This is a genomic window from Kitasatospora acidiphila (genome assembly GCF_006636205.1).
GTDB classification, from domain to species: domain Bacteria; phylum Actinomycetota; class Actinomycetes; order Streptomycetales; family Streptomycetaceae; genus Kitasatospora; species Kitasatospora acidiphila.
The window spans coordinates 550307-563312 of record NZ_VIGB01000003.1 but is presented as its reverse complement, the minus strand read 5'-3'; the positions used below and the strand labels follow the sequence as shown (position 1 = coordinate 563312).

General features: G+C 68.1%; 8 protein-coding genes and 4 pseudogenes. 6 read left to right on the top strand and 6 right to left on the bottom strand.

Going from position 1 to position 13006, the window contains the following annotated elements:
- Positions 1–887: 887 nt before the first annotated feature.
- Together E6W39_RS03560 and E6W39_RS03555 are read right to left on the bottom strand one after the other, a co-directional pair.
- Positions 888–1127, bottom strand: a complete 240-nt coding sequence (locus E6W39_RS03560) for a hypothetical protein (protein ID WP_141632221.1) — start codon at positions 1125–1127, stop codon at positions 888–890.
- 283 nt (positions 1128–1410) lie between these two features.
- A pseudogene (locus E6W39_RS03555) lies at positions 1411–1668 on the bottom strand (endo-beta-N-acetylglucosaminidase); the annotation flags it as partial.
- A 740-nt stretch (positions 1669–2408) separates the two neighbouring features.
- Here E6W39_RS03555 and E6W39_RS03550 point away from each other — a divergent pair.
- Complete coding sequence (locus tag E6W39_RS03550) at positions 2409–2795, top strand: hypothetical protein (RefSeq protein ID WP_141632219.1); 387 nt, start codon at positions 2409–2411, stop codon at positions 2793–2795.
- Positions 2796–3043: 248 nt separating this feature from the next.
- On the opposite strand, the pseudogene E6W39_RS40920 reads toward E6W39_RS03550, so the two are convergent.
- Positions 3044–3175, bottom strand: a pseudogene (locus E6W39_RS40920) (exodeoxyribonuclease III); the annotation flags it as partial.
- On the opposite strand from E6W39_RS40920, the pseudogene E6W39_RS43945 reads away from it, so the two are divergent.
- Positions 3151–4107, top strand: a pseudogene (locus E6W39_RS43945) (recombinase family protein); the annotation flags it as partial. The pseudogenes E6W39_RS40920 and E6W39_RS43945 sit on opposite strands and share 25 nt — an antisense overlap.
- Positions 4108–4134: 27 nt before the next feature.
- On the opposite strand, the gene E6W39_RS03535 reads toward E6W39_RS43945, so the two are convergent.
- Both E6W39_RS03535 and E6W39_RS03530 read right to left on the bottom strand, forming a co-directional pair.
- Entirely contained in the window at positions 4135–4863 is a 729-nt protein-coding gene (locus E6W39_RS03535; protein ID WP_141632218.1) for a restriction endonuclease, read from the bottom strand.
- Between the two features lie 144 nt (positions 4864–5007).
- Positions 5008–5217, bottom strand: a complete 210-nt coding sequence (locus tag E6W39_RS03530) for a hypothetical protein (RefSeq protein ID WP_141632217.1) — start codon at positions 5215–5217, stop codon at positions 5008–5010.
- 588 nt (positions 5218–5805) lie between these two features.
- Between E6W39_RS03530 and E6W39_RS03525 the strand changes: the two are divergent.
- Positions 5806–5979: pseudogene (locus E6W39_RS03525) on the top strand (IS110 family transposase); the annotation flags it as partial.
- A 59-nt stretch (positions 5980–6038) separates the two neighbouring features.
- Here the strand turns inward: E6W39_RS03525 and E6W39_RS03520 are convergent.
- Positions 6039–6548, bottom strand: a complete 510-nt coding sequence (locus E6W39_RS03520) for a hypothetical protein (RefSeq protein WP_141632216.1) — start codon at positions 6546–6548, stop codon at positions 6039–6041.
- A gap of 422 nt (positions 6549–6970) precedes the next feature.
- Between E6W39_RS03520 and E6W39_RS03515 the strand changes: the two genes are divergently transcribed.
- The 3 genes from E6W39_RS03515 to E6W39_RS03505 all read left to right on the top strand — a co-directional run bounded on the left by E6W39_RS03515 (position 6971) and on the right by E6W39_RS03505 (position 12742).
- Entirely contained in the window at positions 6971–8185 is a 1215-nt protein-coding gene (locus E6W39_RS03515; RefSeq protein WP_141632215.1) for an AbiJ-related protein, read from the top strand.
- A gap of 251 nt (positions 8186–8436) precedes the next feature.
- Positions 8437–8883 (top strand): hypothetical protein, encoded by a 447-nt coding sequence (locus E6W39_RS03510; RefSeq protein ID WP_141632214.1) that lies wholly within the window; start codon positions 8437–8439, stop codon positions 8881–8883.
- Entirely contained in the window at positions 8867–12742 is a 3876-nt protein-coding gene (locus tag E6W39_RS03505) for an nSTAND1 domain-containing NTPase (RefSeq protein WP_141632213.1), read from the top strand. The genes E6W39_RS03510 and E6W39_RS03505 overlap by 17 nt, the downstream gene beginning before the upstream one ends.
- The last annotated feature ends 264 nt before the right edge of the window (positions 12743–13006 follow it).

Genomic DNA, 13006 nt, shown 5'->3' with positions numbered 1-13006 from the left:
CCGGACCCCGCGCAGCTGGGAATTCGTGCGGAATGGAGGCCGGCGGACGGCATGACGGCAGACGGCATGACGGCAGACGGCTGCGACAGACGCCGATCCGGCCGTGCCGACGCGGTTCGAGCCCGCGCGGCACGGTTCAGCCGCCTCCGTGAAGACACCCCGTGGTGACCAGAAGAGGCGATGAAATCAGTCTGCGTACGACTTACCAAGCGTCATGACTATCCCCGACCATGAATGGCAACTGGCACCGGCTCGGCGCCTGTGATGGATCGGCTGCCCGCCAACAGCCCTGATGTGCAGGTCGAAGGGTGCTGGGTCGAGAGCCTCCGGCCTGCTGGTGCGGATCATGTTAGTGACACGTCAAGCCACTTGGTCAAGTCCCTGGAACCACGAATTCCGCCCCCGGGTGACAGAACATCAGTCGACAACAGCCAGTCGCAGACCGCGTCATGACACCAGGTCAACCAATGCCCGGTAGCCCTGGATCGCGGCCGCCGGCAAGCCGCATGCTCGTCGAACGCGAACGCGAACGCGAACGCGAACGCGAACGCGAACGCCACGGGGCGCAGGGGCTTTCGCCCGCCGGCCGCACCGCCCCCGGGTAGGTGCGACACGGTGCCAGGATTGCGCAGGATCACGGCGGCGGAGATTCGCCATGGCCATGCTCTCGCTCCAGGGGTATGACATGTGCAATGGTACGTCCGACCGGTCGGTCGGCCCCGGCCGTCCTGACCGGCATCCCATATGCCAAAGGGGGAATATGTCGTGCCGACCACGGATCCATTGCCACCAACCACCCCACAGGAAAGCCGAGTTCGGCTAGCACTGGGATCGGCTCGGGCCGTGCCGGAACGTCGGCGGTGGTGCACCTGCCCTTGCCGAAAACCTCATCCGCCCTGCTCGGACAGCACGCTGGCACTCGTGGAGGGGGCCGTCAAGGCGGTCGCGCCGTTGTATGCCGGCAGCCGCTGACACGCTGCCGCCAGCTCCACGTGCCCGTTATCGCGCCCGAGGGCGATCAGTACCTGCGCGCGGCGCAGCCGGGCGTCGGTGTCGTCGGTCTCCTCCACCACCTCGTCCAGCAGGTCCAGTGCCTCGGGCAGGTGCCCCGAATCGTGCCGGGCCATCGCGAGGTTGAAGGCGATGCCGGGGGCGGTCCCTGCGGGGTGCCGTGGGTCACCGCTGCCGGATTGTCGGGTCCGGGCTGCGCGTCCGGGTTGTAGTCCGCTTGCCAGGAGGTCCCCGCCTTGATGTAGGGCAGCAGCACGTCATCCTGCCTCAGGCGGTCCTGGCCTCCGTGATACACGATCACCTGCATGCGCCGGCCGTCCGGCAGCTTCTTGTCGAGCAGTGCCTGCACCGCGGCGAGAACGGTGGAGTGGGCTCGAAGCCGTTCTCCATGTCGATCACTCAGCCGTCGAAGCCGTAGGCGACGGCGTACCGGTAGAGCTTCTCGACCGTCTCGTGGTAGTGGTCCGCATCGAAGAGGATCTGGGCCTGGTTGACGCAGCCAGCGCAGTCGGCGGTCACCGTGGCGAAGACCGGGACGCCGTTGCGATGTCCGGCGTTGGTCCACTGGGTGGGCGGTACGGACATCAGGGCGTGTGTGTAGTAGTAGAGGTCGTCGACGTGCTGCCAAAGGTCGAAGTCGAGCACGTTGCCCCTGTCGACGCCTGAGACCGTGCCGCTGCGGCCCTGGGCGTAGCCGTCGGAGACCGGCTGTACCGGTGACGGTCACCTTCGGTGGCCTTGAAGGGAAGGGAAAGAGCCCGGCCGGGGGCACTACTGGTACCGGCGGCGTCACAGAGATCTCACAAGAAGGCTTCGTACCGTGTCCGGACCTGCCGGCCTGAGATGGCGGCGCTCACGTCTCGACACGAGTGAGGACGGTTGCGATGGAACCAGAGCACGTCCTGAGCGGGCGGTACGCGGTCTTGGGACGCGGGGACATGGCCGAGGTGCACCTGGCCCAAGACCAGCGTCTTGACTGCCTGGTAGCAGTGAAAGCCCTCCGACCGGATCTGGCCGTCGACCCCACCTCGCTGCTTCGGTTCCGGCGGGAGCCCTTTCTACGGCTTCGCTCAACCACTCCTCGATCGTTGCGGCCTTCGACAGCGGCGAGGAGGCGCTGGATGAGGGGGTGCTGCTGTACCCGGTGTTGGAGTACGTCCAGGGATGCGCCCTCGACGAGGTGCTGCCCAGGGGCCGTCCTCGCCGGCCGCGCGGGCCCTGGAACTGACGCTCGACCTGCTGGACGCCTGGCCGATACACCGCTTGGAACCCAACTACTGCGAAGGAGAAGGCGCACAACGATGCCGGCGCACACTTTTCGGAGGCAGATCGCAGTCCGTGAGGCGGCAATCCGGCGCTGGCTGCCGATGGCGTTCCGTACGGCGGGTTTCCTGCTGATGCCATGGATCGTCGTGCTTGCGCTGTCGGTGAAGGGGCGCTTCGGTGCACGGAACCTCTCCAACTCCTGGGTGTGGCTGGATGTCATGGAGGTGGCGGCGCTGTTCCTGTTGGCCCGGTTGGTGCGTCGCCGCCACCCGGCCACCAGTCCGGTGGCCTCGGCCACCGCCGTCCTACTGGGCCTGGACGCGTTCTTCGACCTGTGGTCGGCACATCGCGGCTCCGACTACCAGCTCGCACAACTGCTGGCCTACTTCGCCGAGTTGCCGAGTGCAACCGTTCTCGTCGCGCTCTCCTGGTACGCGCTGCCGTGGGCCGCGACCGCCGCTCCGGCCGCAGGCCCCGGCGTTTCGACGCCGCCGCCCCAGCGTGCTGTGCTGGGGTGACATGGCACTGCTGCTTCGGGAGCCGGAGTGTTTCAGCTCTTCGAGGATCCGCACAGCCCAAGGCGCCTTGGACGCCTTGGACGCCTTGGACGCTTTGGACGCGCTGGGCCGGTACGGTGGCGGCTGAGGCACGGTGCGGCGATCAGCAAGGCCATGGGCGACAGCGTTCCTCCCCTCAGTCACCGAGGACTACGCAGCCAGCCCCCGCATCATCTGCCTGACCGCCGCCCACTGCCCGCGGACCAGGGTCAGATGTCGTACGCGACCGTGACGGGCGCGTGGTCGGACCACCGCTCGGCATGCGTGGCGGCCCGCTCGACCTTGCTCCACAGGGCGCGCTCGGCCAGGCCGGACGATGAGATGTGGTAGTCGATCCGCCAGCAGATCGAACGGGTTTCTCAAAATGGTTCGCTCGTTCGGGTGTGCCGTGGTCTGTGGTGGCGGTCGGCTCGTGTGGAGGGGGCTACCTGTGGCCAGTATGACGACTTCGGTGGCGGTTCGGGCGGTGGTGGGTTCGCGGGTGTCGGATACGCATGGGGATGAGGGGAAGGTGTCGCATCTGGTGCAGGCGGAGTCGGGGACTCGGCATGCGCTGGGGCAGTCGTGGGAGATCGTGGGGGCGTTCGAGGATTTGGATGTGTCGGCGCAGGTGGCGCCGTGGAAGCGGCCGGATCTGGGGCCGTGGTTGACCGATCGGAAGGACGATTGGGATGCGTTGGTGTGGGCGAAGGTGGACCGGGCTTTCCGGTCGGCGAAGGACTGTGCGGATGTGGCGCATTGGGCGGAGGAGAACGGCAAGGTTCTGGTGTTCGCGGATGACGGGATCACGTTGGATTACCGGGAGGGGAGGGGGAGTTCGTTCGGGAATGAGATGGCGAAGGTGTTCCTGATGTTGGCGTCGATCTTCGCGGAGATGGAGTTGAAGCGGATCAAGGCGCGGGTGGCGGGGGCGCACAAGCATCTGCGGAAGACGGATCGGTGGGCGGGTGGTCAGCCGCCGTACGGGTACCGGATCGTGGACCGGGCCGGGGGTGGGCGGACGTTGGAGCCGGATCCGGTGACGTCGGAGGCGGTGCGGTACATGGGTCGGCTGGTGGTGCGGGGGCAGAGTCAGTGGATGATCGCCGCCGCCTTGGAGGCGGCGGGCTTCGACACGCCGACGACGCACGTGTACCGGAACCAGGGCGAGGGCTACAGCAGCAAGCGCAAGAAGCCGCCGGCGAACCAGTGGAACGCCTCGAGTATCGGCAAGATCCTGCGCTCGCCGGCGACGATGGGCTTGAAGCTGATCGGCCGCTCCGGGGGTGAGCGCAAGGTGGCGCGGGATGCGAAGGGGGGATCAGCCGCCCTGGGCGCCGCGCGGGCCCGGGACGCGGGGCAGCAGATCCCACAGCGGCCGGCCGCTGGAGGCCCAGCGCCCCAGCAGATCACGGTCGACCAGGAGCACGTTCTGCTCGGCGCCCCACTTCACCGACGGCTTGGTGAAGCGGCCGTTGGTGACCACCACCGGCACCTGGGCCTTGTGCACCCGCTCGTTCGCGCCCACCAGGCTGTACAGCACGCCGACCGACACCGGCGCGCCACCGATCGGGTCCTGCTTGTGCTTGCACTGCAGCACCCAGGTACGGCCCATCGGATCCGTGGCCAGCACGTCCGCGCTCTGGTCACCGCCCTGGCCGACCCGATGCGCGGTGCAGCCGTCGCGCAGCAGCAGGTCGCGTACCGCGAACTCGAAGGCGTCGTGGCGCATGTGGTCCAGGCCCCCGGGCCCGGTCAGCGTCAGCCGCAGCCGGCGCTGGCGCTCCAAGTCGGCCAACTGCCGGGCCTGCTCGGCGCGCTGTTGATCGAGCAGTCGGCGGACGAAGAAGACCGCCACCCCGGCCCCGATCAGCGCCAGCAGCACCAGCACCCAGACGTGGGTCGCCAGCCACCGCAACACCGTGACCACCACGGCGAGCGCAACCACCGCACCGACAACGAAGAGCCACAACTCATCCGACCCGGTGGCGGCCTTCTTCGGCCGGCGCCCGCTGCTGCGCCGGCGGGCCGGAGGCCTGCGCGCAGTCACCGCCCACCCCCGATGCCGACGACAAGCGCACCCCGTCCCAGCCGAGCCACCCGGTCCCACTCCCAGTACGTGGACATGCCTACGGCACCCATGACATCACCCATCCCTGACAGAACGTCAGCCGCGCACGCGCACACCGGAGCGTCAGCGGGTCGCCTGGCCGACGATTCCGAACACGTTCCCGACCAAGTGCAAGATCATCTGCCCCCAGGAACTCGACGCGATGAGAACGCCGAACACCACGCAGACAAACGCGGTCAGCCGTTCGTTGACACGGCTACGAGCCTCAGTACGCCGGGCCAGCAGCAGGTAGATGACGATTGCGAAGAACACGGTCGCGCTGACCGACAACATGCTGGTCCCACCCCTGGTGCATCGGCTGTCCGTACGGCGAACCTCTCCGTCGCCCTCGGGTGAGCATGCCATAACGCCCAGTCACAGGCCGGTGGTTCGGAGACACCTGATCGGCAACCGTGCATGACGGGCCTCATGGGCCCGACGAGCGAGGCGCACGCGGTTGGGCAGGCCGGCCGACGTGGGCGCGACCACCCGGCCGACGAGCCGACAAGTCAGGGACGATGGCTCAGCGCGCTTCGCGTGCGGCGTGCGTTGCGATCCGCGCGTCCGTGGCGATCGGCAACGGTCCTGAGAGTGCCCTGTGGCTGATCGAGGAGACGTTCAAGAACAAGTCGGGGTAGCGGGCGGCGCGAGGGTGGCTCCGCCGCACAGCCGTAGCCGGCCGCGCGGCTGGCCCGCCTCCGCCCGCCCGTAGGCACGCGCGGCACCGCCGTGGCTGACGGGCGAGGCCCGGGCCCCAGAACCATCCACCAAGGGGCGATTTGTCGACGTAGACCAGCACCGGGCGCAGTTGCCCGAAAAGCCGTCACTTGGGTCTGGCAGGCGGGAGAATGCGCTAGTGGGCCTCACCTCGGAACTGCGCCAGCCCGATTCTTGAGTAGCATCACCTGCTACCCGGACTCCCGCCGCTACTACGACCGCAAACGCGCGGAAGGCAAGACACATGCCCAGGCTGTACTCGCCCTCGCCCGCCGACGTGTCAACGTCCTCTGGGCTCTCCTGCGCGACGGACGGTCCTACCAAGCCAGCCGCCCGTGATCCAGTGCGGCTGAGTGCAAGCCGGCGCCCTGCGGCGCTGGCCCCATACGCTGACGAACTCACCCGCCATGACCACCGGCGTCGTCGCGGAGCGAGGCCGCCTCACCTACGGCAGCAAGCAGTTGAAACGGAAACTCCGGATCAGCCTGGCCGATGGTCAACGCGAGCCAACGGTCGGCGGCCGGCAACCGCCATACCCACATGCTGCCGGCGACCATGCTCAGGAAGGAGAGCGGCTCGGGCGCCGCGTAGTCGGGGTCGGGATGGTCGAGCCCGAGATACGGCCACAGGTCCACCAACGTCGGATTGCCCCAGCGGCCGGTCAAAGTCGCAGCCAGTACGGCGAGATCGGACTCCAGTTCTTGCTCGGCCGCCTCGGTGATCTCTTCGCTCCGATCGTCCCAGAAGTCCTGGCTCTCCCGGAGGACGGCCAGGTGAAAGCCAGGCCCGCTCCAACCGCCTTCCCTCAGCGAGCTCTCCTCTTGAAGGGGGAATGGCAAGTCGATCAGGGCCTCGGTGATCGACAGCTGGTCGTCAGCGGAACCTGCCGCCCGGTGTTGACTCGACATGGTCGAAGCCTAATCAGCGGCGCCCGGCGCGTTGACAAGGGGAATTGAGAAGTCCTACCTGCCGAACTCGAAGTACGCGCAGGGCAACTGGAGAGCGCCGGGAGCTCGGTGTAGGCCGGCTGCCCTGGATCATCGTCGGCCCGAGCGGGTCGTGGGATGGGTGGGCCTCGAACGCGGTCGCTTTCGCAAGCACAGGCTGACCTCAGTCCGTGGGCGCACGGCACATTGTTGTGGGAGATGCCCTCTCCCACAACGCCGTGTGCATGGAGGGACGTTGAGGACGGGCAGACCTTTGCCGGCACCCCGGCCTCGCCTGGAAATGCTGCGACGTTCTCGCAGCCAGCCAGACTCCTTGACGCCCGCGCGAATCGGAATCTCCCGATAGCCCGCCTCCTGGCATACCGGCCGTCCATCATGGAGGCATGACGTCCAGTGACCCCGCCCCGGCACATGCACGACCCGAGATCACGGCGGTGACGCGGCAAGACATCTTCAAGTATCTGCGCGGGCTGTCGAGTCCCTGGTGGGGAAAGCTGGACGAAGTCACGTTTCTTGAGGACCTCTACGACCTCGACCGGCCGCCGTCAGAGAACAGCCAGCTCCCGACTGTCCGCGCCGATATCCAGCAGCACCGGTTCAACAACTTCGACCTTCCCGACGACTGGATCTTCGAGGATCTCAGGCTGGGGCTCTCCCACGGAGCGGATGAGGTGTTGCTCGCCTTTCTGGCACGGGTGGTCCATCCCGAGGTGGTGGCCGATGTCGAGGAGGCGACCGGGCACGTCAAGGAGCTGAACCGGCTTCTGGCACCGGACGGATGGGGCTTGCGCTCCTACGAGTTCGTTTCCGGCCGCCCGCTGTACACCCCGGTCCGCGTCGCGCCGACAGGCCCGTTGGTCCCGTTGCCGCTGGGCGATGAGGACACGGGCAAGCTCGACCTGGTCCTGGGCCAGACCTACAGCCTCCTCGACTGCGCCGGCGAGGAGAGCGCACGCGATCTGCTGCGCACCGCGGTTCTGACCCTGCGCCGCGACGGCGGCTTTTTCCATCCCATGCCGGGTGACGGCTGGACGGAGGCCACGTACGAGGCGGTCCTGACGGTGGAGCGCGAGCTCCTGCACACCGTCACCGAAGAGACGAAGGAATTGGTCTGGCGGACGCTGGAGACCGTGCTCGGCCAGCTCGGGCGCATCGACGTCCAGCGCTTCGTGGTTGAAGGCGATCCCCGGCCCATGCCCAACATCGCACCGGACTGGCGGAGCCAGGGCATCGCACCTGCCGCCCCCATCGTTCGCGGCTTTCGCCTCCTCAATCTCACCACCGAGTTCGATGTCACCCGAGGGGACTTCGCCAGCCTGAGGATCCGGGGTTCGCAAGACAGCGACGGGCTCCGGCACCTGTACGACACGCGCACAGGTCGGAGGATCACCGACTTCGTCCTCGACGACCGGCCCCAGGTGGCGACCCTGCTCAGTGTCACCATCATCAAGAAGGGTGACAGCTACACGCCGAGGGTCAAGCTCTGGAAGAAGGACAAGAAGAAGGCGGGGGACACCCCCGTCTCTCAGAGGGAGTTCTGTGAGGGTCTGAGCGGTTTGTCCATTGTTTCGAAGTCGGCTGCCAGCCCAGGGGGGTGACGTCCAGTGGAGATGCGGATTGCTGTAGACATGGGCGAGCGCAGGGCCTATCAGCGTGAGCCCGGGGCGAGGGCCGGTTGCTGTTGTTCGCGGCCCGCCTCGATGCTGGCAACACCGTCGGGTATGGCTCCCCACTTCCCGTTGGCATCAGCTTGGTTGCGACGCCGCCCCGATCAGGTCGCAGCATAAACACTGTGCATCCACTAGCGTTAGCACATATGCCCAACGCCACTGTGTTGTGGAGGAGTTGCATGGACCCGCTTGCCGTAGACGGGCTGATCAGTGCAGCCGGAACGACGCTGGTGAACGCCATGGCGACTGATGCGTGGCACCAGGTAAAGGACTCCGCCGTAGCGCTCTGGCATTGCGTGCATCCGACTCAGGAGGCTGCGGTGGCCGAGGAGTTGTCGGACGTGCGCGCCGAGTTGCTCGCCGCGCGGGAGGCAGGGGACGAGCGGCTCGAAACGGTTCTGGCCGACGACTGGCAGCGCAAGCTGCGCCGGCTGCTCAACCGGTATCCGTCCCTGGTCCCTGAACTCCAGCGGATCCTGGACGAGGAGTGGCGACCATTGCTCAACGAGCCCCGACCCTCGGCATCGCACACCACGGTGATCCAGCGGGCGGAGGCGTCGGACCACAGCACTATCGTCCAGGCGGCCGGGAACGTGAAGTGGTCGAGCCGTGACGCCGCCAGCTGAGGAGCCTTCGAAAGGGGAGAGCAGTGACCACCGGCCGCACCATGTCGAGCAGTCGGCGGTCGCGCACGGGAACAGCTCAATCACCCAGGTTGCCGGGGACTACCACAACTACAACTTCGCCGAATCGCAGCGCGCACTCAAGGGGCCGAGCAGCCGCGACACCCCCTCCCCGTACCCCGGTCTGCGGCCATTCGGCAAGGATCGGGCTGGGCAGTTCGCCGGGCGCGGCAAGCTGGTCCAGGACCTGTCGAGCCGGCTGAGCGAGAAGCCCGGGGTGCCGCTGATGGTGGTGGGACCGTCCGGGTCGGGGAAGTCGTCGCTGCTGATGGCCGGGCTGCTGCACGAGCTGTCCGAAGGCCGGGTGAACGTGCCGACGTCGAGGCACTGGCGGCAGATCGTGATGGCTCCGGGGCGGCATCCGCTCACCGAACTGGCCGAGAAGCTCGGACGGAACCCGCAGCAGGCCGCCCGGATCGGCGTGCTGCTGGCCGGCGACCCCAGCCGGCTCGCCGAGGCGTGGCGGGAGATCGGCCAAGAACACTCCGATCAGATCATTCTGATTATCGATCAGCTCGAGGAGGTCTTCACGCTCTGCGAGGATGCTGCCGAGCGGCACCGGTTCGTCGAGGCCGTCAGCCGGCTCGCGACCGACGGTCCGGTGGCCCGGCTGGTCTTCGGGCTGCGTGCCGACTTCTACGGTCACTGCCTCGAATACCCCGTGCTGAAGGACGCGTTGCAGCGGAACCAGGTGCCGGTCGGTCCGATGGACCGGGAGCAGCTCGAGGAGGCCATCATTAAGCCGGCCGCCAGTGTCGACCACCTGGTCGAGCCCGAGCTGGTGAAGATGCTGCTGCTCGACATGGGCGTGCTGACCGGGGCGAGCAGTAGCACCACATCGGGGCCGTGGTCTGCCGCCGGCCAACTCCCTTTGCTCTCCCACGCCCTGGCCAACACCTGGAGCCAGCGCGAGGGACGGGCGCTCACCGTCGCTGGCTACCAGCAGACCGGTGGGATCCAGAACGCGCTGAACCAGACCGCCGAGAACTGCTTCGCGCGTCTGGACGGGCTGGGCCGGGAGGCCGCCGAGCGACTCTTCCCGCGGCTGGTCAGGATCGCCGACGACGCCGAGGACACCCGGCAGCGCGTGACACCCGCCGAGCTCGGAATCGGCCTGCGCCCCGCCGTGGTGGAGCAGGTGCTCGCGGTGTTCCATGACGCTCGACTGCTCACCTGGGACCGCAACGAGGACGGCACCGGCACTGTCCAGCTCGCCCACGAGGCCATGATCCGGGCCTGGCAGCGGCTGCGGGACTGGGTCAACGCCAGCCGCGGTGAGTTGCTGGTCCGCCAGGAGCTGGAGGCTACCGCCCGGTCCTGGCAGGCCTCCCAGCGGGACAGCGCCCTGCTGGTCCGGGGCAGCAGGCTGGAGCGCGCCGACCAGGCCGATCAGCACACCCCGGGTGAGTTAAGCGAGACGGCCGCGGCCTTTCTGCAGGCCTCCAGGCTGGCGGCGGCCGCAGTCCGGCAGGCGGCGGCCCGCGCGGTCCGGGTCCGACGTGCTGTCATCGCCGGGCTGACCGTACTGACACTGATCGCCAGTACCGCGGCCGTGATCGCCTTCCAGCAGCGCGCCACCGCCCAGCACCAGCGGGACCTCGCGATCGCCGGGCAGATCGCCACCGAAGCCGACCGGATCCGCGCCACCGACCCGTCCCTGGCGGCGCAGCTGGATCTGGCGTCTGATCGGATCAATCCCAGCCAAGACCGCTACACCGATCTGCTGGCCACCGAGAGCAGCCCGCTCGCCACCGCGCTGCCGATCCCCGCGAAGGGTCCGGCGTTCGACGGCGACGGGCACCGGATGGCGACGATCGGTACAGACAAGACGGTGAGTCTGTGGGACACCACGGATCCGGCCCATCCGCGCTTGGCCGGGACGGTGCCCACCTTCGCGAACTGGTTGGCGGTCAGTCCGGACGGGCGGTTCCTCGCGCTCTCCGTTCTTGAGCAGAATACGCAGGGCCCCAACGACGCGGGGGGCACGGTGCTGTGGGATGTGGCCGATCCGGCCCACCCTCGGCCCACCGGTGCCGAGCTGACCGGCGGCGTGCTCGAGGGCGGGGCCTTCGCCGCGGACGGGAAGAGCGTCGCGACGACCACCAACGAATCCGCCACCGTCTGGGACCTCGCCGACCCGGCGCACCCGGCAGTCAGGGCGACGGCGCTGGGCAAGGCACTCGCGTTGAGCCCGGACGGCCGCACCCTCGCCGTCTCCTCCGGGGGCTTCGGGGCGGGCAACGCCGAGACTCTCCCGGGCGGCCTTCGGCTGCTTGACGTGTCCGGCCCAGGCGAGGGCGTACCCCAGCTCCCGGACCCGCTCGACCTGGGCGGGGACGATTCCGCCCATGCGCGGTTCAGTGCGGACGGCCACCACCTCGTCGCCACCGGCGGCCAGCAGCCCGGGAACACCACGCTGTCGGAGTCCGGTTACGAGACCCCGCTCAGATCCTGGGACATCACCGACCGCAGCCATCCGGTTCTGCAGACGGAGCGGGTGTTCCCGGAGCAGGTCGACGGGAACAGCATCGCACTGCGTCCCGACGCTCAAGTGGTCGCGGCCCAGGCCGGAAAGTCGGTCCAACTGTGGCGGCTCGATCAGACCCCCACGCACCACGCCGAGCACGGGGGGCTGGACATCGGCGACCTGCAGCCCCTGGGCCTGCCGTTGAGCACGGAGAACGGCACCATCTCGGACTTCACCTTCTCGCCCGACGGTTCGACCCTGGCCACCACCTTCAGTTCCCGCGTCTGGCTCTGGAACCTGCCACCCACCCAGGCCACGCCTGGCGGCAACATCCAGGTCATCGACTACCTATCCGACGGCAAGGGTCTCGCCACCGCCAGCAACGCCGACGGCGGCGCGGTCGGCGATCCGGTCCGGCTCTGGCAGGTCACAGCACCGAACCGGGCCGTGCCCGTCGGCGATCCGATCCTCGGGCAGTCCGACAAAACCGCCAAGACCGTGGCGGTCAGCCCGGACGGCAGGACTCTGGCCACCAGCGACCCGGACCACAACCTGCGGCTCTGGGACCTGACCGACCCAGCTCGACCCACCCCGCTCGCAGAGGTGAACGACACGCGCGACTTCGTCGGCGAACTGGCCTTCACCGCCGACGGACGAACGCTCTGGGACGTCCAGGAGAAGGTTGCCTGGGACGTGAGCGACCGCAGCAATCCTCGCGAATACCCGACCAACAGCCTGTCCAACGCCGGTGGCCAAACGGTGCTCGAGCCACAGCGACCCCTGCTGGTGGTCTCCTCCGACAACGGGATCGGGCTGTGGGACGCCCGAGACCCAGCGCGCCTCGGCCCGCTCGGGGCGGTCCACTCGAGCTCGGACGACGCAGTGGTCATCGCCCCCGGCGGCGGAATGCTGGCCACGACCGACAGGCAAGCGGGCATCCAGCTCTGGAGCATCGCGGATCCACACCATCCCGCCAAGCTGGCCTCGCTGGCGCCCTGGAACGCCGGGGCCATCAACGAGATGGCCTTCTCCGCGAAGACCCCGATGTTCGCGACGGTGAGTGAGGACAACTCGCTGCGCCTGTGGGACCTCTCGGACCCGCACCATCCGCAGCAGATCGGCCGGCCGCTGCCGTGGACAGGATACGACGGCCTGGCGTTCAGCCCGGACGGCCGCTCCATCGCCACCAGCGGCGCCGGCGGGACACTGCAGCTCTGGGACCTGGACGTCTCCCACGCCATCGACCGGATCTGCGCCACGACCTCGGGAGCGCTCACACCCGAGGTGTGGGCCCAGCACTTCTCCGGGATCTCATTTCGGACCGGCTGCCGCTGACATTTGCACCTGGTAGCCGTTCGACTCACGCACCTACGCTATGCCGCTGATGACTGTGAGACTGAATGGCTGCGGGGACCTCACGGAGCATGACGGCCGCGTCCTCGGCATACACTCGGAAATTATCCTGCCGATGATGCGACCGTCGCTTGACCGGCTCGTCGTACCGGATGGCTCCTAACATCCAAGGCGGTGCCCGACGTGCCTGGCTGACCGCACATCCTCACCAAGCCCGAGCCCGGCCTATTCGTCCTCGCCAGATCA